24 protein-coding genes are annotated in these 25409 nt (G+C 65.4%); 21 read left to right on the forward strand and 3 right to left on the reverse strand.

All coding sequences use genetic code 11. The annotated features are described in order from the left end of the window. Positions 1 to 41: 41 nt before the first annotated feature. The 5 genes from ACR42D_RS05870 to ACR42D_RS05890 all read left to right on the forward strand — a co-directional run bounded on the left by ACR42D_RS05870 (position 42) and on the right by ACR42D_RS05890 (position 6027). Entirely contained in the window at positions 42 to 1022 is a 981-nt protein-coding gene (locus ACR42D_RS05870; protein ID WP_484565926.1) for a DnaJ C-terminal domain-containing protein, read from the forward strand. 10 nt (positions 1023 to 1032) lie between these two features. Further along, complete coding sequence (locus ACR42D_RS05875) at positions 1033 to 1368, forward strand: chaperone modulator CbpM (RefSeq protein ID WP_484565927.1); 336 nt, start codon at positions 1033 to 1035, stop codon at positions 1366 to 1368. A gap of 31 nt (positions 1369 to 1399) precedes the next feature. Then, complete coding sequence (gene clpB, locus ACR42D_RS05880) at positions 1400 to 3997, forward strand: ATP-dependent chaperone ClpB (protein ID WP_484565928.1); 2598 nt, start codon at positions 1400 to 1402, stop codon at positions 3995 to 3997. Between the two features lie 219 nt (positions 3998 to 4216). Beyond that, positions 4217 to 4690 carry an arsenate reductase ArsC gene (locus ACR42D_RS05885; protein ID WP_484565929.1) on the forward strand — a complete coding sequence of 158 codons (474 nt, stop codon included), beginning with the start codon at positions 4217 to 4219 and terminating at the stop codon, positions 4688 to 4690. 182 nt (positions 4691 to 4872) lie between these two features. Then, positions 4873 to 6027: a multidrug effflux MFS transporter gene (locus ACR42D_RS05890; RefSeq protein ID WP_484565930.1), complete on the forward strand. Its 1155-nt coding sequence runs from the start codon at positions 4873 to 4875 to the stop codon at positions 6025 to 6027. 75 nt (positions 6028 to 6102) lie between these two features. Here the strand turns inward: ACR42D_RS05890 and ACR42D_RS05895 are convergent, their stop codons facing one another. After that, entirely contained in the window at positions 6103 to 7077 is a 975-nt protein-coding gene (locus ACR42D_RS05895) for a YheT family hydrolase (protein ID WP_484565931.1), read from the reverse strand. A gap of 175 nt (positions 7078 to 7252) precedes the next feature. Between ACR42D_RS05895 and ACR42D_RS05900 the strand changes: the two genes are divergently transcribed. From ACR42D_RS05900 to gatA, 6 genes are all read left to right on the forward strand, one after another. Then, on the forward strand, positions 7253 to 8458 hold the full coding sequence (locus tag ACR42D_RS05900; protein ID WP_484565932.1) for an aminopeptidase: 1206 nt from the start codon (positions 7253 to 7255) through the stop codon (positions 8456 to 8458). 145 nt (positions 8459 to 8603) lie between these two features. Beyond that, the gene (locus tag ACR42D_RS05905) at positions 8604 to 9224 is read left to right on the forward strand and encodes a nucleotide exchange factor GrpE (RefSeq protein WP_484565933.1); all 621 of its coding nucleotides are present in this window, start codon (positions 8604 to 8606) and stop codon (positions 9222 to 9224) included. 105 nt (positions 9225 to 9329) lie between these two features. Continuing rightward, positions 9330 to 11243, forward strand: coding sequence for a molecular chaperone DnaK (gene dnaK / locus ACR42D_RS05910; protein ID WP_484565934.1), 1914 nt, complete (start codon positions 9330 to 9332; stop codon positions 11241 to 11243). A gap of 108 nt (positions 11244 to 11351) precedes the next feature. Next, positions 11352 to 13391, forward strand: coding sequence for a hypothetical protein (locus ACR42D_RS05915; RefSeq protein WP_484565935.1), 2040 nt, complete (start codon positions 11352 to 11354; stop codon positions 13389 to 13391). A gap of 37 nt (positions 13392 to 13428) precedes the next feature. Next, positions 13429 to 13713 carry an Asp-tRNA(Asn)/Glu-tRNA(Gln) amidotransferase subunit GatC gene (gene gatC / locus ACR42D_RS05920; RefSeq protein ID WP_428593677.1) on the forward strand — a complete coding sequence of 95 codons (285 nt, stop codon included), beginning with the start codon at positions 13429 to 13431 and terminating at the stop codon, positions 13711 to 13713. A 27-nt stretch (positions 13714 to 13740) separates the two neighbouring features. After that, positions 13741 to 15198 carry an Asp-tRNA(Asn)/Glu-tRNA(Gln) amidotransferase subunit GatA gene (gene gatA / locus ACR42D_RS05925; protein ID WP_484565936.1) on the forward strand — a complete coding sequence of 486 codons (1458 nt, stop codon included), beginning with the start codon at positions 13741 to 13743 and terminating at the stop codon, positions 15196 to 15198. A 79-nt stretch (positions 15199 to 15277) separates the two neighbouring features. Here the strand turns inward: gatA and ACR42D_RS05930 are convergent, their stop codons facing one another. After that, complete coding sequence (locus tag ACR42D_RS05930) at positions 15278 to 15496, reverse strand: hypothetical protein (protein ID WP_484565937.1); 219 nt, start codon at positions 15494 to 15496, stop codon at positions 15278 to 15280. A gap of 286 nt (positions 15497 to 15782) precedes the next feature. Here ACR42D_RS05930 and mnmA point away from each other — a divergent pair, with 286 nt between their 5' ends. Beyond that, on the forward strand, positions 15783 to 16820 hold the full coding sequence (gene mnmA / locus ACR42D_RS05935; RefSeq protein ID WP_484565938.1) for a tRNA 2-thiouridine(34) synthase MnmA: 1038 nt from the start codon (positions 15783 to 15785) through the stop codon (positions 16818 to 16820). Here mnmA and ACR42D_RS05940 read toward each other — a convergent pair whose 3' ends face one another. After that, a complete protein-coding gene (locus ACR42D_RS05940) occupies positions 16821 to 17432 on the reverse strand; it encodes a tetratricopeptide repeat protein (protein WP_484565939.1) in 612 nt (203 codons plus the stop codon). 60 nt (positions 17433 to 17492) lie between these two features. Between ACR42D_RS05940 and ACR42D_RS05945 the strand changes: the two genes are divergently transcribed. From ACR42D_RS05945 to recJ, 9 genes are read left to right on the forward strand one after another with little or no spacing between them, the layout of a single operon-like run. Next, positions 17493 to 18785, forward strand: a complete 1293-nt coding sequence (locus ACR42D_RS05945) for a MiaB/RimO family radical SAM methylthiotransferase (protein WP_484565940.1) — start codon at positions 17493 to 17495, stop codon at positions 18783 to 18785. Further along, on the forward strand, positions 18782 to 19315 hold the full coding sequence (locus ACR42D_RS05950; protein ID WP_484565941.1) for a DUF4416 family protein: 534 nt from the start codon (positions 18782 to 18784) through the stop codon (positions 19313 to 19315). The genes ACR42D_RS05945 and ACR42D_RS05950 overlap by 4 nt, the downstream gene beginning before the upstream one ends. 43 nt (positions 19316 to 19358) lie before the next feature. Next, positions 19359 to 20240, forward strand: a complete 882-nt coding sequence (locus tag ACR42D_RS05955) for a YicC/YloC family endoribonuclease (RefSeq protein WP_484565942.1) — start codon at positions 19359 to 19361, stop codon at positions 20238 to 20240. Between the two features lie 6 nt (positions 20241 to 20246). Next, positions 20247 to 20501, forward strand: coding sequence for a DUF370 domain-containing protein (locus ACR42D_RS05960; protein ID WP_128326808.1), 255 nt, complete (start codon positions 20247 to 20249; stop codon positions 20499 to 20501). Beyond that, positions 20502 to 21143, forward strand: coding sequence for a guanylate kinase (gene gmk / locus ACR42D_RS05965; protein WP_484565943.1), 642 nt, complete (start codon positions 20502 to 20504; stop codon positions 21141 to 21143). Next, the gene (gene pyrF / locus ACR42D_RS05970) at positions 21136 to 21840 is read left to right on the forward strand and encodes an orotidine-5'-phosphate decarboxylase (protein ID WP_484565944.1); all 705 of its coding nucleotides are present in this window, start codon (positions 21136 to 21138) and stop codon (positions 21838 to 21840) included. Before gmk ends, pyrF begins: the two co-directional genes overlap by 8 nt. 9 nt (positions 21841 to 21849) lie before the next feature. Further along, positions 21850 to 22743 (forward strand): tetratricopeptide repeat protein, encoded by an 894-nt coding sequence (locus tag ACR42D_RS05975; protein WP_484565945.1) that lies wholly within the window; start codon positions 21850 to 21852, stop codon positions 22741 to 22743. A 41-nt stretch (positions 22744 to 22784) separates the two neighbouring features. Beyond that, positions 22785 to 23645 (forward strand): HDOD domain-containing protein, encoded by an 861-nt coding sequence (locus ACR42D_RS05980; protein ID WP_484565946.1) that lies wholly within the window; start codon positions 22785 to 22787, stop codon positions 23643 to 23645. A gap of 18 nt (positions 23646 to 23663) precedes the next feature. Next, positions 23664 to 25373, forward strand: coding sequence for a single-stranded-DNA-specific exonuclease RecJ (gene recJ / locus ACR42D_RS05985; RefSeq protein ID WP_484565947.1), 1710 nt, complete (start codon positions 23664 to 23666; stop codon positions 25371 to 25373). The last annotated feature ends 36 nt before the right edge of the window (positions 25374 to 25409 follow it).

Here is a 25409-nt window from a genome sequence, read left to right on the forward strand (position 1 = left end):
GGAAAAACAGAAATCAGTCAGCAGCAAGGAAAACGATTCTAATGGAATATAGAGACTATTACAAACTTCTCGGAGTGTCCCGCTCCGCCTCCAAGGAAGAGATCGGAAAGGCTTTCAAGAAGCTGGCCCGGAAGTATCACCCCGATCTCAACCCGAACGACAAGGACGCGGAGAACAAGTTCAAGGAGATCAACGAGGCCTACGAGGTCCTCAAGGACGAAAAGAAGCGCAAGCTCTATGACCAGTTCGGCTCCAATTGGGAGCACGGCCAGAACTTCCAGCCGCCGCCGGGCTACGAGAACGTGCACTTCGGCGGTGGCGGCGGTTTCGGCGGCGGTGGCGCGGGCTTCTCGGACTTCTTCGAGACCATCTTCGGCGGCGGGGGCGGCGGTTTTCGCGGCGGCTTCCAGTCCGGCGGGTTCTCCCAGGGCGACTTCGGCGGCGGCTACCAGCGGCGTCCGCGTCGCGGCGCGGATTCCGAGGCGTCCTACGAACTGACCCTGGAGGAGGCGTACCGGGGCGGCAAGAAGTCCATCACCCTGCAGGAGCAGACCAGCGGTCCGGACGGCATCCCGCGCATGACCACCAAGACCCTTGAGGTCACGGTGCCGGCGGGCATCAAGGACGGCCAGAAGATCCGCCTGGCGGGCCAGGGCAATCCCGGCCTGAACGGCGGAGCCAAGGGCGACCTGTACCTGAAGATCCGGCTCATGCCGCACCACATGTTCAAGGTTTCCGAATCGGACGTGATCCTCGACCTGCCGCTGTCCCCGTGGGAGGCTGCGCTCGGCACCACCGCGCGCATCGCCACCCTGGACGGGGCCGTGGAGATGAAGATTCCGCCGGGCATCGGCTCGGGCAAGAAGCTGCGCATCAAGGGCCGGGGCCTCGGTGCCGGGGCCAAGAAGGGCGACCAGTACGTGCGCATCATGGTCCAGGTTCCGGAACGGCTCTCGGCGGAGGAGCGCGACCTGTTCGAACAACTGCAGAAGGTCTCGGACTACAAGCCGAGAAATTTCTAGAGGTGCGACGATGACCACGAAGAAATTGCAGGAAATGATCATGCGGATGCCGGGCCTGAACCTGCCCGAGCGCAGCGAATACGTGGCCTGGGCCCAGCTTGTCCAGCTGACCTCCATCGAGCCCGCCGAGATGAGCGAGCTGGTCGACCTCGGCTGGATCAGTCCGAAGCGGACCGGGGCAGCGGAGTACCTGTTCCGTCTCAAGGACGTCTACCGCATCCACAAGCTCATGCGCTTGGTCCATGACCTGGAAGTCTCGGTCTACGGCGGGTCCATCATCGTGGACCTGATGGAGCGGATCGAGGAGCTCGAGACCGAGGTCGAGGAGCTCAGGAGACTTGTTTGACCGACTTATTTCATGAGGAGGTATAACTATAATGGATATAAACACTTTCACCCGTAAAACCCAGGAAGCCGTTTCCGAGGCCCAGAACCTGTCCATCCGGAGCGGCCATCAGCAGATAGACTGCGAACATCTCATGCACGCCCTGGTGGCCCAGGAGAACGGCCTGGCGGGTCAGATCCTGCGCAAGCTGGGCGTGGCCCCGGACGCATACCTCGGGGCCATCGACGCCGAGATCGCCAAGATCCCGTCCGTGTCCGGCTCGGGCGTGCGCCCGGACCAGATCGTAGTCACCCAGCGCATGCAGAAGGCGTTGGTGGCCGCCGATGACATGCGCAAGCGCATGAAGGACGAGTACGTCTCGGTGGAGCACGTCTTCGTGGCCCTCATGGACGAGTCCGGCAGCAGCGGCGTGGGCCGGGTCAACAAGCAGTTCGGCCTTGACAAAAACAAGGTCCTGACCGCCCTGGAAGAGGTGCGCGGCAAGCAGCGCGTGACCTCGGACAACCCGGAGGCGACCTACGAATCGCTCAAGAAGTACGGCCGCGACCTGGTGGAGGAGGCCCGCTCGGGCAAGCTCGATCCGGTCATCGGACGTGATTCCGAAATCCGCCGCGTGATCCGCATCCTGTCGCGCCGCACCAAGAACAACCCGGTGCTCATCGGCGAGGCCGGCGTGGGCAAGACCGCCATTGCCGAAGGCTTGGCCCAGCGCATCGTCAAGGGCGACGTGCCCGAGGGCCTCAAGGACAAGACCGTGTTCTCCCTGGACATGTCCGCGCTCATCGCCGGGGCCAAGTACCGGGGCGAGTTCGAGGAGCGGCTCAAGGCCGTGCTCAAGGAAGTGGCCGAGTCCGCCGGGCAGATCGTCATGTTCATCGACGAACTGCACACTATTGTGGGCGCGGGCAAGACCGACGGGGCCATGGACGCGAGCAACATTTTGAAGCCCATGCTGGCGCGCGGCGAGCTGCACTGCATCGGCGCGACCACCCTGGACGAGTACCGCAAATATATCGAAAAGGACCCGGCACTGGAACGCCGCTTCCAGACCGTGCTGGTGGAGGAGCCGTCCGTGGAGGACACCATCTCCATCCTGCGCGGCCTGCGCGAGCGGTTCGAGGTGCACCACGGCGTGCGCATCGCGGACGGGGCCATCGTCGAGGCGGCCGTGCTGTCCAGCCGGTACATCACCGACCGGCAGTTGCCGGACAAGGCCATCGACCTCATCGACGAGGCCGCCGCCCTGATCCGTACCGAGATCGACTCCCAGCCCTTTGAGCTGGACACGGCCAACCGCCAGATCATGCAGCTCGAGATCGAGCGCGAGGCGCTCAAGCGCGAGACCGACAAGGCGTCGCGCGAGCGGCTGGTCGAGCTGGAGAAGAAGCTGGCCGAGCTCAAGGAATCCCAGGCGGCCATGATGGCCCAGTGGGAGAACGAGAAGTCCGGCATCGAGCGGCTGCGCGCCCTCAAGGGCGAGATCGAGGAGACCCGCCGCGAGATCGACGAGGCCAAGCGCATCCCCGACTACAACCGGGCCGCCGAGCTGGAATACGGCAGGCTGCCCCAGTTGGAGAAGGAGCTGGCCCAGCGCAACGAGGCGTTGGAGACCGGCGAGGGCCCGCGTATGGTCAGGGAGGAGGTCGGCCCGGACGACATCGCCCAGGTCATCGCCAAGTGGACCGGAATCCCGGTCTCCCGGCTCCTGGAGGGCGAACGCGAGAAGCTGCTGCGGCTGGGCGACGTCCTGCACGAGCGGGTCATCGGGCAGGACCAGGCGGTCCAGGCCGTGGCCGACGCGGTGCTGCGCGCCCGGGCCGGGCTCAAGGACCCGTCGCGGCCCATCGGTTCGTTCATCTTCCTCGGCCCCACGGGCGTGGGCAAGACCGAACTGTGCAAGACCCTGGCCTCGGCCCTGTTCGACACCGAGGACAACATGATCCGCATCGACATGTCCGAGTACATGGAGAAGCACACCGTGGCCCGGCTCATCGGCGCGCCTCCGGGCTACGTGGGCTATGACGAGGGCGGCCAGCTGACCGAGGCCGTGCGGCGCAAGCCGTACTCGGTCATCCTGTTCGACGAGATCGAGAAGGCGCACCACGACGTGTTCAACGTGCTCCTGCAGATCCTGGACGACGGGCGGCTGACCGATTCCCACGGCCGCACGGTGGACTTCAAGAACACCATCGTGATCATGACCTCCAACCTCGGGGCCGAGTACATGCTCGACGGCATCGACGCGTCCGGCGAGTTCAAGGAGGGCGTGGAGGACCAGGTCCGCGAGGTGCTCAGGCACCACTTCCGGCCCGAGTTCCTGAACCGTGTGGACGAGACCGTGCTCTTCCGGCCGCTGACCCAGGACCAGCTCATCGGCATCATCGACCTGCTGGTGGCCGGTCTGCGCGCGAGGCTCGAGGACCGCAACATCGGCCTGACCCTGACGGACCGGGCCAAGGCGTTCATCGCCCAGTCGGCCTACGACCCGTCCTTCGGCGCGCGGCCCCTGCACCGCTACCTGAAGCACAACCTGGAGACCCCGCTGGCCAAGCGCCTCATCGGCGGCGACCTGGCCGACGGCCAGGCCGTGACCGTGGACGAGCGCGAAGGGGAGCTGGTTTTCGACTAGGCGGACCACAGACGACATCCAAGGCCGGTGCCCGGAACAGGGCGCCGGCCTTTTTTTACGTTCCTTGCCGGTTTTCGCCCGGGCGGCGTATTCGTCACCTGTCTGAAACCAAACGCGTGGCGCGATGGGCTATGGTCCTCGCCTGGGAGGGGAGCGGCCCGGTGCGGGGCATGCCATGCCGGACGCGATCCTCCGATCCCATCGAAAAGGAGTGCGATCATGGATAAGGTGTTGTTCGTCTGCGTGCACAACAGCGCGCGGAGCCAGATGGCGGAGGCGTATCTCAACGCGTTGGGGGGCGGCGAGTTTGCGGCCGAGAGCGCCGGGTTCGAGCCCACGGAGATCAATCCGCTGGTGGTCGAGGTCATGAAGGAAGAGGGCATCGACCTCTCGGGCAAGAAGGCGCAATCGGCCTTCGACCTGTACAGGGAGGGGCGCATCTTCAGCTATGTCATTACGGTCTGCGAGGAGTCGGTGGAGAAACAGTGCCCGATCTACCCCGGCATGACGCACCGCCTGCACCTTCCCTTCCCGGACCCGGCACGGGCGCAGGGCACCCATGAGGAAAAGCTGGACCAGGTCCGGGCCATCCGCGACCAGATCAAGGCGGTCGTCTACGAGTTCCTAGAGTGGGCTCGCTCGGGGGACGTCAAGAAGCTCAGCGATTTCTGGGAAATCCGTCCGCTAAGCTGACGCAGGCCGAAAGGCCGGTGATCCCGGGAAGGGGACGGCCACGCTTCCGGTCCCTTCCTCCGTCAATCCGTGCCCGCTGCCGCCTCGGTCCGGGGGCCCGGCCTCGACGCAACTCAAGAACTGCCTTGACATCGGGTCCGTCTTTCTCGATGGTTGCGCCCTCAACAATTGTCGAGGTCCTCATGCCCAATCTGATCCTGTTGGCCCTGCTGGCGTCGTTCCCGCCGCTGTCCACGGACATGTATCTTCCCGCCATCCCCACTTTGCAGACATTGTGGGGCATCAGCTATGCCACGGCCAACCTGTCCATGGTCCTGTTCATGGCCGTGTTCAGCGTCTTTCTGCTCATCCATGGGCCGCTGTCCGACCGCTTCGGGCGAAGGCCGGTGCTGATAGGCGGGTTGATCCTGTTCATCCTGGCCTCATTCGGTTGCGCCGTATCCCCGTCCATCGGTTTCCTCATCGCCTGCCGTTGCCTGCAGGCCGCGGGCGCGGCCGCCGGGGCGTCGCTGGCCCTGGCCCTGTCCAAGGACCTGTACGGGGGAGCGCAGCGGCAGAAGATTCTGGCGCACATGGGGGTGATCATGGCCCTGGCCCCCATGCTGGCGCCGTCCATCGGCGGGTTGATGCTCAAGTTCGCCTCCTGGCGCTGGATATTCGCCGTGCAGGCGGCCATGGCCCTGATCGGCCTGTACGGGGTGCTGCGTCTCAAGGAGCCCCTGACCGAGTTCACGCGCGGCGGTTTTCTGGCCGTGGCCGGGCGGTACCGGCTGGTGCTCGGGAATCTGCCGTTCACGGTCCTGGCCACCGGGTTCGCGCTCATGTCCCTGCCCCATTTCGCCTTCATCGGCGGCTCGGCGGACTTGTACATCAACGAGCTGGGGCTGTCCGAACAGGCCTTCGGCATCTATTTCGGGGCCAACGCCATCGGCTTCATGCTCGGCTCGTTCATCTGCACCCGGATGGTCGGTACGTACAAGCCGCTGAACATGCTCTACACCACCTTCGCCTGCCTGTTCGCGTCCACCATCCTGATGTTCATCCTCGGCGGGCACACGCCCCTGACCCTGGCCATTCCCATGTTTTGCATGTCGTTGAGCGTGGGCTTTTCCCGGCCCATCTCCAACTCCATGATTCTGGACCAGGTGGATACGGACGTGGGCGCGGCCTCGGGCATCCTGACCTTCGAGATATTCTTTGTCGCGGCCCTGTCCATGCAGCTCATCTCCTGGGACTGGCCCCACAAGCCCTACGTTCTGGGCGTGCTCGGCGTGTTCGGCACCCTGATCCCGCTGGCGGCCCTGCTGGCCGTCAAGAAGCGGTGCCGGTTCAACTAGCCGCCGTCCCTTGAAACAGGAAAAGGCCCGCGCGTATCGGACGCGCGGGCCTTTTTTCATGGGCAAACGGGCGAATCAGGCCTGGATGTCGTTCAGAAAGGCCTCGGCCCGGCACTCGGACCAGTAGACGTTTTTCTTTCCCTTGGCCACGAAGCCCACGTGGCCGCCATGAACCGGCGTCTCCAGGAACAGATGCGGGTTGGACATAGCCTCTTTCACCGGGAAGCAGGTCGGGGTCAGGAACGGGTCGTTCTGGGCGTTGACCAGCAGGGCGGGCACGCGCACGGCGCGCAGGAATTGGAGCGAGGACGCCCTGGCGTAGTACTCGGCCGCGTCCGCGAAGCCGCCCATGGGCGCGGTGAAGCGGTCGTCGAAGTCGCGCAGTGAACGGACGCCCTTGAGCTTGGCGGCGTCCACCACTTCCGGGAAGCGCTCTCCCTTTTCGCGCATCTTGCGGCGTAGGCCGCGCATGAAATATTCGAAATAGACGTGGTGCGAGGAGATGACCCGCTCGGCCGCGCCCAGGTCGCACGGAGTGGAAAAGGCCACGGCCCCGACCACCTGCTCGGGCACCCGGTCCGGGTCCTCGCCCAGGTACTTGAGAATCTGGTTACCGCCCATGGAGAAGCCGATCAGGACCACCTGCTCGTAGCGGCCCGTGGACAGACAATGCAGGATGATCTCGTGCAGGTCGCCGGTCTCGCCCGAGTGGTAGCAGCGGGGCAGCCGGTTGGGTTCCTCGCTGCATCCGCGCTGGGACCAGCAGGCCGCGTCCCAGCCGTTCTTGGTGGCCATGGCCGCCATGCCGAGCACGTATTTCTTGCGCGAATTCCCTTCCAGGCCGTGGCTGACGATGACCAGCCGGTTGGACTCGCCGGTGCGCGAGCGGTGCCTGTCCAGGTCCAGGAAGTCCGAGTCGGCCAGCTCCACGCGCTCGGGCTCGGGCGCGGTCAGGGGTGTGAGCCGAAAGAGCGGCGGGTACAGGGTGGCCATGTGGCCCGAGGCGAACGGGAAGGGCGGCCGGTAGTCGGGAATGGGCAGTACGGGCATGGGGATGGTGTACGACCGCCTGGCTGCGAAGTAAAGCGGCGCGTGGTCCTGTGGTGTCCGTCCGCAGGAGGAGGGGCGATTCCTCGGGCGGTTCGGGAAAACGGTTGCCCGGACGGCTGCTGATTGGCTACCCTTGCTCACCGCCCGCTGACGGGCGCGAACCCGAGGAGCCCGCGTGCCGCTGTACGACCAGACCGACATGGAAAACTACGCCGAGGTCCTGACCTGGGCGCTGAACGAATCCAGGGAACGGCCCCTGCGCAACAGCGAGATGGTCCTCATCCGCTACGACATCCCCGGCCTGGCCCTGGCCGAGGCCCTCTATTCGCGGCTCATGGACATGCACCTCATGCCCGTGGCCATGGCCCAGCCCACGCCCTACATGGAGATGGAGCGCTACCTCAACTCCAGCTTCGGCCAGCTCCTGTTCCAGCAGCCCGGCCTGGCCGAGCTCTATTCTCAGGCCGCCGGGGTGGTCAACATCATCGCCCCGGAGGACCTGACCTACCTCCAGACCGTGGACCCGCGCACCATAGCCGAGGCCCGGCGCGCCGACGCGCCCAACCGGCGCATCCTCCAGCGGCGCAGACAGTCCGGAACCATGGGCTGGACCACCTGCCTGTTCCCCACCGAGGCTCTGGCCAAGGGCGCGGGCATGACGCTCGACGAATACGCCTTTGCCCTGAAGCGCGCCTGCTGGCTGAACATGCCCGACCCGGTGGCCGAGTGGCGACGGCTGAAACGGGAGGTCGGCGAGGTCTGCGCATGGCTTGACGGGCTGGGGATTCGCTCCTTGAGAGTGGAGTCCGAGGACATCGACCTGACCGTGGGCATCGGCGACAACCGCCGGTTCGTGGGCGTGAACGGGGCGAACATCCCGGGCTACGAGGTCTACGTGGCCCCGGACGCGCGCAAGGTGGACGGGACCTACTATGCCGACCAGCCGACCCTGCGTTACGGCCACCTGGTGTCCGGCATGGCCCTGGTTTTTTCGGACGGCATCGCCTCCCGGGCCGAGGTTGAGATCGGCCAGGTGTTCGTCCAGCAGCAGCTCTATTCGGATGCGGGCGCGCGCAGGGTGGGGGAGTTCTCCCTGACCGACAAGCGGTTCTCCCGCGTGGACCGGTTCATGGCCCATACCTTGCTCGACGAGAACTTCGGCGGCGAGCACGGCAACTGCCACCTGGCCCTGGGCGGCTCGGTGCTCGAGAGTTTTACCGGCCCGCCCGAGATGCTCACCCCTGAGCTGGAGTACGGGCTCGGCTTCAATTCGTCGGACATGCACTGGGACCTGGTCAACACCCAGCCCAAGCGGGTCACGGCCAAACTTGCCGACGGCAGCCCGAAGCTGATCTACGAGAACGGCGGGTTCAGGATTTGAGTTTCGCCCCGCCGCGAGGGCCCGCCGCCCTTTTTTCTTGTCATTCTGGTTATTGACAACCTTATCCACATGCTTATTTTCCCCACAGGTCTCGCTTCCCGCAGGCCTTTTCATTACAAAATTAGTTTCCCAAGGAATTGATTTCATGGCGAAAAACAACAATGAAGTGCCCATCAACGGTCTGTACGACGACGAGGGGCGGATACTGGATGAACAGGTCGCGGAAAACCGGGGCGAAAGCGAGGCCGAAGCCGTGGAGGAAGCGGTGGAAGTGTCTCTGAGCAAAGAGGAACTGGACGCCCTGTGCAAGGAGTCCATCTGTCCCGGGTGCGACGTGTTCAAGGAGGCCGAGGCCATCCGGCTGCGCGCCCTGGCCGACTCCGAGAACGTCAAGAAGAGGCTGCTCCGGGAGACCGAGGAGTTGAAGAAGTACGCGGGCGAGTCCATCCTGGCCGACCTGCTGCCCATCCTCGACAACCTGGACCTGGCCCTGGCCCACACCGACAACCTGTCCGCCGAATGCAAGAACTTCGTCATCGGCGTGGACATGACCCGGAAGATATTCCTGGACGCGGTCAAGAACCACGGACTGGAAGCCGTCCAGGCCGGAGTCGGCGTGGAGTTCGACCCCGAGATTCACGAGGCCGTGGGCACCGTGGAGGAACCTTCGCTGAAAAGCAACCAGGTCGCCCAGGTGGTCCAGAACGGCTACCGGCTCAAGGGGCGGCTGCTGCGCCCGGCCAAGGTCATGGTCAATAAGCTGTAGGTTTTTTGACGCTGCGGCCTTTACAAGGGCCAACGCGTGATTATTGAACAAAGTAGCGAAAATTTTACGTCGAATACGACTTTCATATCTTAGGAGGACATAAATATGGGTAAGATCATAGGGATCGACCTTGGAACCACCAACTCCTGCGTCTACGTCATGGAGGGTAAAGACCCGAAATGCGTCACCAACCCCGAAGGCGGCCGGACCACCCCGTCCGTGGTGGCCTTCACCGACAAGGAGCGGTTGGTGGGCGACATCGCCAAGCGCCAGTCCGTCACCAACCCGGAGAAGACCGTCTTCGCCATCAAGCGCCTCATGGGCCGGGCGGCCGACGCTCCCGAGGTCAAGAAATGGCAGGAGCACTGTCCGTACCGGATCGTGGCCGGCAACGGCAATGACGCCTGGGTCGAGATCGACGGCAAGAAGTACTCTCCGCCCGAAGTCTCCGCCATGATCCTGCAGAAGCTGAAGAAGGACGCCGAGACCTATCTGGGCGAGCCCGTCACCGAGGCCGTCATCACCGTCCCGGCATACTTCAACGATTCTCAGCGCCAGGCCACCAAGGACGCGGGCAAGATCGCCGGTCTCGAGGTCAAGCGCATCATCAACGAGCCCACCGCAGCCTCCCTGGCCTACGGCTTCGACAAGAAGGCCAACGAGAAGATCGCGGTCTTCGACCTCGGCGGCGGCACGTTCGATATCTCCATCCTGGAAGTGGGCGACAACGTCGTTGAAGTGCGCGCCACCAACGGCGACACCTTCCTGGGCGGCGAGGACTTCGACCACCGGATCATCGAATACCTGGTGAACGAGTTCAAGAAGGAGAACGGCATCGACCTGTCCAAGGACCGCATGGCCCTGCAGCGCCTGAAAGAGGCCGCCGAAAAGGCCAAGCACGACCTGTCCTCCTCCATGGAGACCGAGGTCAACCTGCCGTTCATCACCGCCGACCAGAACGGCCCCAAGCACATGATGGTCAAGATCAGCCGCGGCAAGCTCGAGAAGCTCGTCGAGGACCTGGTCGACCGCACCGTGGAGCCGTGCCGCAAGGCCCTGAAGGACGCCGGTCTGTCCGCAGCGGACATCGACGAGGTCATCCTTGTCGGCGGCATGACCCGCATGCCCCTGGTCCAGGAGAAGGTGAAGTCCTTCTTCGGCAAGGAGCCCAACCGCTCCGTGAACCCGGACGAGGTCGTGGCCATGGGCGCGGCCATCCAGGGCGGCATCCTGGCCGGTGACGTCAAGGACGTCCTGCTCCTCGACGTGACCCCGCTGTCCCTGGGCATCGAGACCATGGGCGGCGTGATGACGCACCTGATCGAGCGCAACACGACCATCCCGACCAAGAAGTCCCAGGTCTTCACCACTGCGGCCGACAACCAGCCGTCCGTGTCCATCCGGGTCTTCCAGGGCGAGCGTCCCATGTGCGCGGACAACAAGCTGCTCGGCAACTTCGAGCTGACCGGCATTCCGCCGGCGCCGCGCGGCGTGCCGCAGATCGAGGTCTCGTTCGACATCGACGCCAACGGCATCGTGCACGTCAACGCCAAGGACCTGGGCACCGGCCGCGAACAGTCTATCCAGATCACGGCCAGCTCCGGCCTGTCCGACGACGAGATCGATCAGATGGTCAAGGACGCCGAGGCCCATGCCGACGAGGACAAGAAGAAGCAGGCCCTGATCGAGGCCCGCAACCAGGCCGATACCCTGGTCTACACCTCCGAGAAGTCCCTGCGCGACCTGGGCGACAAGGTCGACCCGGCCCTGAAGGCGGACATCGAAGGAAAGATCGAGGAAGTCAAGAAGGCCCTGGAGGCCGACGACGCCGACCAGATCAAGGCCAAGGCCGACGAACTGGCCCAGGCCTCGCACAAGCTGGCCGAACAGCTCTACGCCCAGCAGAACGCCGAGAGCGCCAATCCCGGCGCGGCGGCGGGCACGGCCGGACCCGAAGCGGGTTCCTCCGCCAAGGATGACGACGACGTGGTGGACGCCGACTACACGGAAGTCAAGTAGTTCGGCTTGCCTTCACAGGCCAAGAGAAGTATAGCATTACCCGGTCCGCAGCATTGCGGGCCGGGTTTTTTTATCTGGTTGCGGGCGATTGCCGCTGCCGAACCGACAATGCACCAAGCCATCCCCATGAAAAACTCCGCATATACCGTCAAGATACCGGCCGCACTGGTCCTTGCCTGCCTCCTCGTATGGGGCTGCGCCCCCCGGACCATGCCCGTCAAGAGCGCGGACCTGCTGTCCACGCCCAATCTTCTGGTCGAGGCCGACGCCGCCTGGAAGGCCAAACACTGGGAGGCGGTCGAGCTCTATTACGCCGCCGCCCTGGAACGGCCGGACCTGGTCAGGAGCGAACTGCCCACCATCTACCTCCGGCTGGCCGAATCCGCCTCGCAGAACGGCCACTACCACCAGGCGCGCATCGCCCTGGAGCAGTGGGCCAACCTGGACACCCGGGCCCTGGAGCGGGCGGACTGGGAGCGGCTCTACCTGGACGCCATGGCCGGGCTGGGCAAGGCCGAGCGGCTGACCAACCACCTGCAGTGGGTCCTGGGCGCGGCCAACGTGCCGTGGCCGACCAAGCAGGAGGTGGCCCTGTGGTACGCCGACCACTACATCGGCCAGGAGGACTACGAGCGCGCCCTGGACGTGCTGGACAAATTCTACGCCCTGGCCCCGGACATGTCCGCCAGGTCCCTGTTCGAGCGGGAGCTTCGGCAGCGGCTGGCCGATATGGACGACACCGAGGTGGACGACCTGGCCAAGGCGGTCACTCCGGTCAACCAGTGGCGCTTCCCCTATGCCCTGGTGGCGTTCGAGCGCGGTGTGCGCACGGCCTCGGACTCCACGGCGTGGTCCGCCAGCTGGCGCACCATGCGCGACCTGGCCTCGTCCGGCCAGCTGGCCGATCCCATTCCGCTCAAGAACAAGCTGGCCGAGCTTGAGGCGCGCTACGGCGTGCCGCGCATTGGCCTGGCCCTGGCCCTGCCCGTGACCGGGCCGTACGCCAAGGTGGGCGTGAAGATCCTGCGCGGCGCGGGGCTGGCCCAGTGGCGGCTGGCCCAGGACGGCGTGGACGTGGAGCTCGCGGTCATCAACACCGAGGCCCCGGGCTGGGAATCCCGACTGGCCCAGCTGCCCAGCCACTTCACTGTGGTCGGCGGCCCGTTGCGCATCAACGCCTTCAAGCGGTTCTACGAGGCCGATTCCCCGGCCGCGGGCGTGCTTGAGAAGCGCGCCGTGTTCGCCTTCCTGTCGTCCCTGGGCGACCTGACCGAGGGCAAGGACGCCTGGCGGTTCTTCTCCAGCCGCAACGACGAGGTGCGCAGCCTGGTCCACCTGACCGTGGACAAGCTCGGCATCACCGACCTGGCCGTCTTCTACCCCGAGGAGAAGTTCGGCCGGACCATGGCCCAGACCTTCTACAGCGAGGCCGCGTCGCTGGGCGGCCGGATCAAGGGCATGCAGTCCTATCCGCCGCACGAGCTCAAGCAGTGGACCCGCCGGGTGGGCAAACTGTTGAACGTGCCGACCGATTTCAGCGACAACAAGGACGTGCCCCTGCCCATGCCGGACTTTGGGGCCGTGTTCATCCCGGACGGCTGGCGTCAGGCCCAGACCCTGCTGCCCAACTTCTTCTTCTACGAGGGCGACCAGCTGGTCTTCCTCGGCCCCGGCCTGTGGAGCCGGGCCCTGGACGACGCCAAGGACGTGGACGAGCACTACTACCGGCTGGCGGTCTGCCCCGGCGCGTGGTGGGACGGCTCGGACGGCGGCAGGGCGCTCCAGACGGCCCTGACCGAAGAGGGGCTGGGCCAGGCCGACTTCTGGGTGGCCCTGGGCTACGACTTCCTGCGCTTTGCCGGGAACCTCGGCACCCTGCCCGCGTCCTTTGACAGCGATATGGTCAACAAGCGCATCCACAAGGCCGAGGACATGGATTTCAGCATGGCCCCCATGACCTGGGACGAGAACGGCACGGCCAGCCAGGACCTGTACCTGTTCACTCCGGCCTCCAACGGCAAGCGGATCATGGACCCGGAAAAGTTCGCCGAGCGCATCGCCAGGGCCAAGGCCCGGCGCGAGCGGCGCATGGAAAATTACGAGAAGCGGTTGGAGGAAGAGGGCAAGCCCTCGTCCTCCCGCCAGTAGCCGCCCGCATCCGGCGCGGCGCATAAAGGAGAAACCCATGAAGATCAGTCCCGAAGAAGTGGCCAAGGTCGCCAGCCTCTCCCGGCTCGACCTGCCCGAGGACAAGCTCGAACTGTTCGCCGGACAGCTCGGCGACATCCTCGCCTACATGGACAAGCTCGGCGAGCTCGACACGGACGAGGTGGAGCCCCTGTACAGCCCGGTCAAGCACACCACGGTGCTGCGCAGGGACGAAGTGCGCAAGGACTACAGGCGCGAGGAAATCCTGGCCAACGCCCCGGAGCAGGACGGCCAGTTCTTCATTGTTCCGCGCATTGTTTAATATTTTGATATAATTCAGGATTGATTAATGTCTGAACTGCATACGAAGACCCTCTCCGAAATCGCGGCCCTGCTGCAATCCGGGGACGTCAAGGTTGTCGAGGTGGTCAAGCACTGCCTGGACCGCATCGAGGCCACCGAGCCCCAGGTCAGGGCGCTCATCACGGTCATGGGCGAAGAAGCCATGAAGCAGGCCGAGGCCATGGACGCGGCCGGTCCGGACCCGTCCAAGCCGCTGTGGGGCGTGCCCATGGTGCTCAAGGACCTGCTGACCACCAAGGGCGTGAAGACCACCTGCGGCTCGAAGATCCTAGAGAATTTCGTGCCCTTTTACGACGCCACGGCCGTGGCCAGGTTGAAGGAGGCCGGGGCCGTGTTCGTGGGCAAGGCCAACATGGACGAATTCGCCATGGGCTCGTCCACCGAGAACTCCGCGTTTTTCATGACCGCCAATCCGTGGGACGTGGAACGCGTGCCCGGCGGGTCCTCGGGCGGCTCCGGGGCCACGGTGGCGGCGGGGCAGTGCTTCGGCGCGCTCGGCACCGACACCGGCGGGTCCATCCGCACCCCGTCCTCGTTCTGCGGCATCGTGGGGCTCAAGCCCACCTACGGGCGCATCTCCCGTTTCGGGCTGATCGCCTACGGCTCGTCGCTCGACCAGATCGGGCCCATGACCCGGTCCGTGGAGGACGCGGCCCGGCTGCTCCAGGTCATGGCCGGGCACGACCCCAAGGACTCCACCTCCGTAGACATCGAGGTCCCTGACTACCTGGCCGGACTCGGCCGCGAGGACCTCAAAGGCGTCACCATCGGCCTGCCCGAGGAGTACTGGGGCGAGGGACTGGACGAGGAGGTCAAGGAGGCCTGCGCGGGCGCCGTGGCCGAGATGGAGAAGCTTGGCGCGCAGACCGTGCCGGTCAAGCTGGCCCTGACCGAGTACGCCATCGCCACCTATTACATCATCGCCATGGCCGAGGCCTCGTCCAACCTGTCGAGGTTCGACGGCGTGCGCTTCGGCTACCGCAACAAGAAGGCCGAGGAGCTGATCGACATGTACACCGCCAGCCGCACCGAAGGGTTCGGCGACGAGGTGCAGCGGCGCATCATCATGGGTACTTACGTGCTCTCCAGCGGCTACTACGACGCCTACTACAACAAGGCCGCCAAGGTCCGCCGCCTGCTGCGCCAGGACTTCGACAAGGCCTTTGAGCAGTGCGACTTCATCGCCGGTCCGGTCTGCCCGACCACGGCCTTCGTCAAGGGCGACAAAGCCGACCCGCTGCAGATGTACCTCATGGACATCTTCACCATCTCCGCCAACCTGGCGGGCATCCCGGCCATGTCCCTGCCCGTCGGACTGGGCAAGGAGTCGGTCATGCCGGTGGGCCTCCAGCTCATGGGCCCGGCCTTCAGCGAGGCCGACATGCTCTCCGTGGCCGAACGGCTGGAGCGCGCCCTGCCGCCCCTGTCCATGCCCGAACTCTAGGGCTCTATCGCAACGCGAAAGCCGGTTGCCGACATCGTCGGCAACCGGCTTTTTTTATGGCTGATTCGTGAGGTTCGGCTCACCGCCTGCAGCCGGGCTCCTCGATGTTGTCGTCCTTCATCCAGTTGTAATTCAGGTTGGTCCGACCCATGGCCCCGTGGTTCACGAACCGGATGTTCGAGGCCGGCCTGCCTTTGCGCCCGGCCCAGAACAGGGGGATGATGACCGCGCCGCCCACGCCGGTCGCCAGGCCGCCCGCCGTCCCGGCGATCAGGCCGAGGAGGGTGCCGTCCAGCAAATAGTTGGACAGGGCCCCGATGACCGTCGCGGCCAGGATGCCGAGTCAGGCCCGGTACAGGCCGAGGAACCCTGCCAGGAAGAAGAGCGCGGTCAAGGCCAGGAAGCTGATGCCGTGGTATTGGTATTCCATAATCGGCTAAGTATGTGATCATAAGTGGCGGGTCAAGGCTGCTCGGCAAAGGGTGGCGGCTTTATCCCTCCAACATACAATGAGATTATAATATCTTCCCATTTTTCTCCCGGTCTCGTAGGATGCCGCACATGACGCACAGGGGAAAATGCCTATGACCGTCGCCGTGGCCGTTTCGGGCGGCATGGACAGTCTGCTCGCGCTCGCGCTGCTCAAGGAGCGGGGCGAGGAGCTTATGGCCGTGCACGGCCATTTTCTGCCGCCGTCCCCGGCCTGGGAGCGGGTGGCGGACGGGCTGGGCGCGGCCTGCGAGACGCTGGGCGTGCCGTTTTACGCCCTGGACCTGCACGAGGCCTTCGACGACCGCGTGGTCAAGCCGTTCGTGGCCGAATACAAGGGTGGGCTGACGCCCAATCCGTGCGCCATGTGCAACCCGCGCATGAAGTTCGGGGTGCTTTTCGACGCGGCCCGCAACCTCGGGGCGGACCGGCTGGCTACCGGCCACTACGTCAGCATGGCCGAGCGCGAGCAGGGGCGGATGCTGGTGCGCGGTGAGGACGCCTCCAAGGATCAGAGCTATTTCCTGTCCATGGTCCCGGTGGAGAAGCTGCGCCTGGCCGAGTTCCCCCTAGCCCGGACCTTCAAGCGCGACGTGCCCGCCGTCCTCGAAGCCCACGGCCTGACCCCGCCGTTGCCGTCCGAGAGCCAGGAGATCTGCTTCGTGCCGGACGACGATTATCAACATTTTCTGACCGCGCGCTGCGACATGCCCGGTCCGGGCGCGGCTGCCCTGCCGGACGGCCGTATCATCGGCGAGCACCAGGGGCTGTGGCGGCACACCCAGGGCCAGCGGCGCGGCCTGGGCATCCCGTGGTCCGAACCGCTCTACGTCCTGGACAAGGATGTCGGGACCAACACGTTGATCGTGGGACCCAAGGAATTTCTCGCCGCCAACGGATGCGTGGCCGGACAGGTCAATCTCATGTGCCCGGCCAGGGATTGGCCCGGCACCGTGCTGGTCCAGACCCGCTACCGCCAGAAGGCCAAGCCCGCCAAGGCGTGGCTGTCCGGCGGCAAGCTGTATTTCGATTTTCTGGAGCCGCACACGCGGCCCACGCCCGGCCAGGTGGCGGCGGTCTACGACGAGGCCGGGACCGTGCTCGGCGGCGGGGTCATCGAGGAGGCGCTGTAGCTACCAGTCGCGGTTGCGTTCCAGCCGCTCCTGCAGGTCGCGGTCGAATCCGTCGCGGCGCTCCTTGTTCATGACCTTGTGGATCTTTTCGGCGGTCAGCTCGGGCTTTTTCTCCAGGTAGGCGGCCGAGCGCTGCACCGCGCTGGTGGCCCGGTAGTAGAGGGGCTCACGGTAGGTCTTGAGCAGGCCGAAGCCCGCCTCGCGCCGGCCCAGGTAGATGAGCGTCAGGCCGAGATAGTAGGTGGAGTCCGGCAGGTCAGGGTATTTTTCGAGGGTGTCGGTGAAGATTTTGCGGGCCGCCTCGAAATTTCCGTCGTTCAACTGCTTGATTCCTGCCTTGTTGTTGAGATAGGCCTCGTTCGGGCCGTTGTTCAGGAAGTCGCCGTAGGAGTTCAGGGACACGCCGAACCCGCCCACGCCCGCGCCCACCGAGGTCGAGCCCGCGCCCACGCCGACGCCCACTCCGCCCCCGCCGGTGCCGACGCCCACCCCCACGCCGAGGGACGAGCCCACGCAGCCCGCCAGCAGCAGGGCCAGCAGGGGGACGACAAAGGCGGCCGGGAATCGGGACGCGGTGCCTGAGCGACGGGAAATGGCATTCGTTTGCTTCATGGGGGCCACCTCGGCTAGAGTGCATGAACTTTTTTTTAAACCGGACAGGCGTATCATAGCATGACAACCTTCCACACCGCCACCCTGGGCTGCAAGATCAACCAGTATGAGACCCGGTCCATCGCCGAGGCCTGGGCCGGGCGGGACGCGGTCGAGGTGGACGACCCGCGCGCGGCCGACCTTATCCTGGTCAATTCCTGCGCCGTGACCGCCAACGCCGTGGCCGACCTGCGCCAGGCCGTGCGTCGCTTCCACCGCGACAACCCCGAGGCCGGGATCATCGTCACCGGATGCGCGGCCCAGGTCATGCCCGACGAGCTGGCGACGCTACCCGGCGTGATCCGGGTGGTCGCCCAGGCGGACAAGGCGCGGCTGCTGGACGGCCCCGATGAGATCGCGCCGGTCGGCGGCGAAAAGCCGAGGTTCGCGCCCTTTTCCATCACCGGCTACGGCCGGGCCCGGGCCGTGGTCAAGGTCCAGGACGGCTGCTCCCATTTCTGCACCTACTGCATCGTGCCCCTGACTCGCGGTCGGTCCGTGAGCCGCGACATGGCCGAGGTGGAGGCCGAGATCGGCAGGCTGCTCGGCGCGGGGTTTCGCGAATTCATCCTCAGCGGCATCAACCTGCGCCACTTCGGGCGCGACCTGATCGGCAAGCCGGACTTCTGGGACCTGGTGGCACGCCTGGAAAAGACCTTCGCCCTGGACTGGGCTGGGCGGGCACGGCTGCGCATCTCGTCCGTGGAGCCGGGCCAGCTGACCGACAAGGCGCTGAGCGTGCTCGGCGCGTCCCGGCTGGTCTGCCCGCAGCTCCATCTTTCCCTGCAAAGCGGTGATGCGGACGTACTCAAGGCCATGGGCCGCGGCCACTACTCGCCGCAATCCGCCGTGGGCTTCATGGAACGGCTCAAAACGTTCTGGCCGGTCATGGGGCTGGGCGCGGACCTGATCACCGGATTTCCGGGCGAGACCGAGGCGCAGTTCGAACACACCATGGAGCTGTGCCGGGCACTGCCCCTGACCTACGGGCACGTATTTCCCTATTCCGAACGGCCCGGCACCAAGGCGGCCGACCTGCCCGGCGCGGTGGACGTGCCGGTGCGCAAGGAGCGGGCGGCCCGGCTGCGCAAGCTCGTGGGCCGCAAGAAGACGGCCTTTCTCAAGCGGTTGCTCGATCTGCCGCACTTGGACGTTCTGGTCCAGGACGAGCGCGGGCGCGGGGTCAGCCAATACTACGCGGCCTGCCGTTTCGAGGATGCGCCCGGCTGCGCGCCTCGTTCACTGGTCCGGGCGCATCCCGTGCGCGTGGAAAAGGGCGTGGTCATCGTCGAACCTCTGGGGGGCGCATCGTGAGCACGCCCAAGACGCCCGATCCGGGGTTGCTGGTCATTTCCGTGCTGAGCGCCCAATGGGACGCGTTCTGGCCCGAGGCGAGCACGGAGCTGACCGCCCGCTTCGGCCCGTTCGAGTCCTCGGAGGAGTTCGCCTTCGATGAGACCGACTACTACGACGAGGAACTGGGCTCGCCCATCACCCGGCGGCTGATCGCCTTTGACGCGCTGCGCCCCCTGGACGAACTGGCCGATATCAAACTGTGGACCAACGCGCTGGAGCAACGGTTCGCGCCGGACGGGCGCAGGCGTTTCAACCTGGACCCCGGCTTCATCACCCAGCAATCCCTGGTCCTGGCCACGGGCAAGAATTTTTCGCACCGCATCTATCTCAAGGACGGCATCTGGGCCGACCTGACCCTGATGTGGCAGCGCAAGCACTGGGTGGATTTTCCCTGGACTTTCCCCGACTACGCGGGGGAGGCCATGAAAACGCGGCTGACAAAGCTGCGCCTGTCGTATAAAAACAAGCTGAGCAAGCCGCAAACGTGATTTTTTTCCACAACACGCGGCTTACAACCAGAAGGAAAAACATATGCCTGTAAGCATGACCGGCTTCGGCCGGTGCGAGACCAACGAACACGCCTGGACCCACGTCTGGGAGATCAAGAGCGTCAACGGCCGGTTCCTGGACGTCAAGTGGCGGATGCCCGGCTCTCTGCGCTCGCTGGAAAACGGCTGGGAACGGATCGTCCGCACCTACGCCTCGCGCGGCCGGGTGGACGTCTCCCTCAACCTCGAGGTCCTGGACGCCGGAGTGCTCGGCGTGTCTTTCAACGAGACCATGGCCGAGGCCATGTTCCAGGCCATGGAAAAGCTGGCCGAGAGCCGGGGCGAGATATTCAACCCGGACTACAACCGGGTCCTGGCCATGCCCGCCCTGTGGCGCGACAGCGGGGCCGAGCCCGACCCCGGCCTGGCCGAGAGCCTGAACAAGGGGCTGGAAACGGCCCTGGCCGACTGGGTGGCCTCCCGGTCGCGCGAAGGCGAGGCGTTGGTGGCCGACCTCACGGCCCGGCTCGCCACCCTGCGCGAACTGGCCGACAAGGTCCGCGAGCGCGTGCCGGACATCCTCGAGGCCAAGAAGGCTTCGCTCAGGCAGCGCATCACCGACATGCTCGAATCGGCCAACGCCGAATTCTCCGAGGACCGCATGCTCCAGGAGGTGGCCTACCTCACGGACAAGCTCGACGTGTCCGAGGAGCTGACCCGGCTCGACGCCCACCTGGAGCGGCTGGCCGAGGTCCTGGCCGACAAGGATGAAGTGGGCAAGAAGCTCGACTTCCTGGTGCAGGAGACCTTCCGCGAGATCAACACCTGCGGCAACAAGGCGCAGGATACCGAGGTCAGCCGGCTGGTGGTGGATTTCAAGGCGGAGCTGGAACGGTGCCGCGAACAGGTGCAAAACATCGAGTAGGTGGGCATGCAGAAACAGGGATTACTCAACGTCGGGTTCGGCAACTTCGTGGTGCTGGACCGTGTCATTTCCATCGTCAACCCGTCCAGCGCGCCCATGCGGCGTCTGCGTGAGGACGCCCGCGCCGAAGGGCGGCTCATCGACGCCACCCAGGGCCGCAAGACCAGGGCGATCATCGTCACCGACTCCAACCACGTTGTCCTTTCCGCCATCCAGGCCGAGACCATCGGGCAGCGATTTAGCGCGGACGAGGGGGATTAGGTGGTTCAGGACGATCACAAATTCAGGCTGGGCCAGGTCCTGGTGGTCTGCGCGCCCAGCGGCACGGGCAAGAGCACGCTCATTTCCATGTTGCGCGAGAAGTACCCGGACTTCGGCTTTTCGGTCTCCTACACCACCCGCGCCCCGCGCGGCAGCGAGCAGGACGGCCGGGAATACCACTTCGTATCCCGCGACACCTTTGTGGCCATGCGCAGCAAGGGCGCGTTCTGCGAGTGGGCCGAGGTCCACGGCAATTTCTACGGTACGGCCACCAAGCCGGTGGAGGAGATGCTCCACAAGGGTGAGGACGTGCTCTTCGACATCGACGTGCAGGGCGCCAAGCAGCTGAGAAAGACCTTCTACAAGGGGACCTTCGTGTTCCTGCTGCCCCCGTCCCGTGAGGAACTTGTGCGCAGGCTCAAGGGGCGCGGCACCGATTCCGAGGAGTCCATCGCCAAGCGGCTGGCCAACGCCTCGGGCGAGCTGGCCCAGGCCGAATGGTTCGACTACTGGGTGGTCAACGACGATCTCGACGAGGCGTACAAGGAACTCGAGGCCGTGTACCTGGCCGGGAAGTGCAAGCCCGCGCTGCGCCCCGGCATTCTCGACAACATCATGCAGACCTGGGAAAACAATGGCTGAGCTCGTCGTCGCACTGGATTTCAAGGACGCGGATTCGGCCCTGTCCATGGCTCGGACCCTGCGGGGCGTGGCCCCGTGGATGAAGGTCGGCCTGGAGCTCTTCACGGCCGAGGGCCCCAGGGTGATCACCGGGCTCAAGGATTTGGGATTCAAGGTCTTTCTTGATCTCAAGTTCTTCGACATCCCGAACACGGTGCAGGGTGCGGTGCGCTCGGCCGTGCGCCTGGGCGCGGACATGGTCAACATCCACGCCCTGGGCGGGGAGCGCATGGCCAGGGCGGCCATGGAAGGGTGCGCCGAGGGCACGGCTCCCGGGCAGACTTCCCCCCTGGTTCTGGCCGTGACCATGCTGACCAGCATGGCCGCCGGGGACCTGCCCGTCGAGAACGCGCCGGGTCCCTCGGAGATGGCCCTTGACCTGGCTGTGAAAGCCAAGCAATATGGCTTAAATGGAGTGGTCTGCTCGGGCCTTGAGGTGGAGCGGATCAAGGACGCCTGCGGGAGCGGCTTCGTCTGTCTCACCCCCGGCATCCGTCCGGCCCTTGCCGAGGCCGGTGACCAGAGGCGGGTGGTCACCCCGGAGCAGGCGGTGCGCAGCGGATCGGATTTCCTTGTGGTGGGCAGGCCCGTGACCAGGGCGAAACGGCCGGATGAAGCGGCCCGGGCGATCATCGAGGAGATGGACCGGGCCCTATAGGAGCGTTGGATGGCCGAACAGGGGCAGGGTGCCGATAACCGGCACGAAATAGTTCGGGACGGGGCGGAGAAGATCAAGGGCATCTTCTCCACGCAGACCGTCGCCAAGGTCGGAACAGGGACCACGCAGCGCAAGACGATCCAGAAGACCTACTGGGACGCCGAGGAGCTCGACAACGGCGAAATTTCCGTCCAGCCCCTGAACCGCAACTACGTGCCCTCCGGCCCCAAGCGCAGCATTCCGCGCGACGATTTCCTGACCAAGTTCAATCCCGAACCGGAGTTCTACGTGTCCACGGTCTACCCGGCCATCAAGGAGATGGACGGGGCCATCGTGCGCGGCGAGCAGCACCGCGAGCGGGGCGCGGCCTATTCCGCCGAGTTCGAGTACAAGCAGGCCATGGCCATCGACGAGGAGAACGTCCGGGCCAACTTCGGCCTGGGGCTGACCTACCTCGACCGGGGCGACCAGGCCAAGGCCAACGACATTTTCGAGCGCCTGGTCGGGCTCGAGGCCGCCTTCGACGCCGAGCACAAGCATCTGTTCAACGATTTCGGCATCAACATGCGCAAGAACAAGATGTATGACCAGGCCCTGCAGTATTATCTCCGGGCCGAGCAGCTGGTTCAGAACGACGAGCATCTCTTCCACAACATCGCCCGCTGCTATTTCGAGAAGGGCAACGTCGAGGGGTGCAAGAAGTATCTGCTCAAGAGCCTGGAAGTGAACCCCGACCTCGAGGCCAGCCTGAAGTTCTGGGCCTTCCTCAAGGACAAGGGGTACGTGGGCAAGGATGAGGGGCCGGACGTGTCGGTGGTCAAGCCCAACCGGCGGCCCAAGGACGATACGGATAAGGCCAGCGGGGAAAAACCGGCTCCGTCGGCGCCCATCAAGCTGGATTAAGGGGCCGGTGAGCCGCCCGGCGGCTCGGGGCAGGAGTGTTCATGAATCAGGAGAAGATCCAGGGCTTTCTTCAGGAACTGCCGCTCATGCGCGAGGACCTGCCGTTTTCGCCCGAGGTCCTGAAGCAGCTGTTCGTCCAGACAGGCAACGGCTCGCTCGCATCCATGGAGGACGTGGGCGGGACATTGAGCAAGGACCAGGGGCTGACCGCCCGTATCCTGAAGCTGGCCAACTCCGCCTATTACGGCCTGCAGGCCGAGGTGCAGAGCGTGGCCCGCGCCGCCGCCGTGCTCGGCATGGCCGAGATCCGCAACATCGTCCTGGCGCTGGGCGTGACCGGGCTGACCCGGCGCTACCCCTTGCCCGAGGATTTCGACCTGGGCCGCTACTGGGCGCACCAGTTCATGGTCGCCATGGTCGCCAGGGAGCTGTCCCAGATGATCGGCGTGGGCAAGCCGGAGAACCTGTTTACCTCCGGGCTGCTCCACGATTTCGGCAAGCTGGTCACCGCCCTGAAGCGCCCGGACGACTGGTCGGCCATCCGCGAGATGGCCGAGAGCGACGAGATGCTCGACAGCGAGGCCGAGGAGGAATACTGGGGGCTGGACCACGCGGTCATCGGTGCGCTGGTGCTGCGCTCCTGGGATCTGCCCGCCGCGCTGGTGGAGCCGGTCAACTGGCACCATTCGCCGGACCTGTCGCCGGATTTTTCCAACGAGTCCAACGTCATCAGCCTGGCCGACAGCGTGGTCCACGCCGTGGACGATCCGGATGGGCGGTACGGCGAGCGGGTGGACGAGCTCTGCCAGGCCGTGGACGTGGACATGGACGACCTCCTGGAAGTCGCCGAGGAGCTGGTCGACTCGGGCGACATCGAACAATTCGTAAACATACTCTCCTGACCACACGGGAACATCGCCTTGCCCTGCATCTGGAAACCCCGCAACGAGGGGGACGCGCCGTCGTCCGCCGCGGCCATGGCCGAGGAACTGAACGTATCGCCGCTCATCGTCGAAATCCTCTGGAACCGGGGGCTGACCGACGTGGCCGATATGGACCGCTTTCTCAGCCCGCTTCTGCGCCACATGGCCAACCCGGCCGAGGTCCCCGGCCTGACCGAGGCCGCCGAGACCATCGCCCAAGGGTTGGCCGAGGGCCGCACCCTGGCCGTCTGGGGCGACTACGACGTGGACGGCATCACGGCCACGGCGGTCATCAAGGAATTCTTCGCCCTTCGCGGGCAGGACGTCATGCACCACCTGCCCAACCGCATGGAGGAGGGCTACGGCATGAACGTCGAGGGCGTGGAGCGGCTGCACGAGCAGGGCGCGGCCATGCTCCTGACCGTGGACTGCGGCATCTCCGACATCGCGCCCGTGGCCCGCGCCCGCGAGCTGGGAATGACCGTGGTGGTCACGGACCATCACCTGCCCGGCGAGACTCTGCCCGAGGCCCACGCCGTGTGCGACCCGCGCCTGAAGGAAGGCGGGCCGTGCGACGATCTGGCCGGGGTGGGCGTGGCCTTCATGCTCGTGGTGGCCCTGAATACCCTTTTGCCCGGCGACAAAGTGGACCTGCGTCCGCTGCTCGATCTGGTGGCGCTCGGGACCATCGCGGACATCGTCAAGCTGACCGGCCAGAACCGCATCCTGGTCAAGAACGGCCTGCTGGTCATCAAGGACGCCAAGCGGCCCGGCATGGCCGCCCTCAAGGTGGTCAGCGACTACGCCCGCCAGGCCGAGCTCGGGGCCGGGCAGATAGGCTTCCACCTGGCGCCCCGGATCAACGCCGCCGGGCGCATGGGCGACCCGGAAAAGGCTCTGAATCTGCTGCTGGCCAAGGATTTCGACTCGGCCATGCCCATCGCCGAGGAGCTCAACGCCATCAACATGGAGCGCCGCCGCCAGGAACAGGAGATATCGGACCAGGCCATGGCCCAGGCCGAGTCCATGCGCCACATGGCCGGGCTGGTCCTGTACGCCGAGCACTGGCATCCGGGCATCATTGGCATCGTGGCCTCGCGCGTGGTCGAAAAATACTACCGGCCGACCCTGCTTCTCTGCGCGCCCGAGTCCGCGGGCGGCCTGATCAAGGGATCGGGCCGGAGCATCCCGGAATTCAACCTGCACGACGGTCTGGCCGAGGTGGCCGGCGTGCTCGAAGGGTTCGGAGGCCACGCCCAGGCCGCAGGCGTCTCCCTCAAGCCCGAGAATCTCGAAGCCCTGCGCGAGCGGTTCAACGACCATGTGGTCGCCACCCTCGGGGCCAAGCCGCTCACGCCCACCCTCAAGCTCGATCACGAGCTGGCCTTCTCCAACATCAACAACACCCTGCTCAAGGAGCTGGAACTGCTCCAGCCCTTCGGCATGGGCAATCCCGAGCCGGTCTTCGCCACCAAGCCCGTGCGCGTGGCCGAACACGCCCTGTTCGGCCGCGAGGGCGAACACGTCAAGCTCGTCCTCGAAGACCAGGAGTCCGGCACAAAGCTGCCCGGCAAGGCCTGGCGCATGGCCGACTCCCTGACCCGCGCCGTGCACAACCGGGTCATGCGCTTCGCCTTTACCCCCAAGATCGACCGGTTCCGGGGGATTCCGAGCATTGATTTGCGTATTCGGGACTGGATCTTCTAGGGTTTTAAAATCAGGGGGAAGGCCGCTGCGCGGCGA

This window comes from Pseudodesulfovibrio sp. lm2024 (genome assembly GCF_051175575.1).
Taxonomy (GTDB): domain Bacteria; phylum Desulfobacterota; class Desulfovibrionia; order Desulfovibrionales; family Desulfovibrionaceae; genus Pseudodesulfovibrio; species Pseudodesulfovibrio caledoniensis.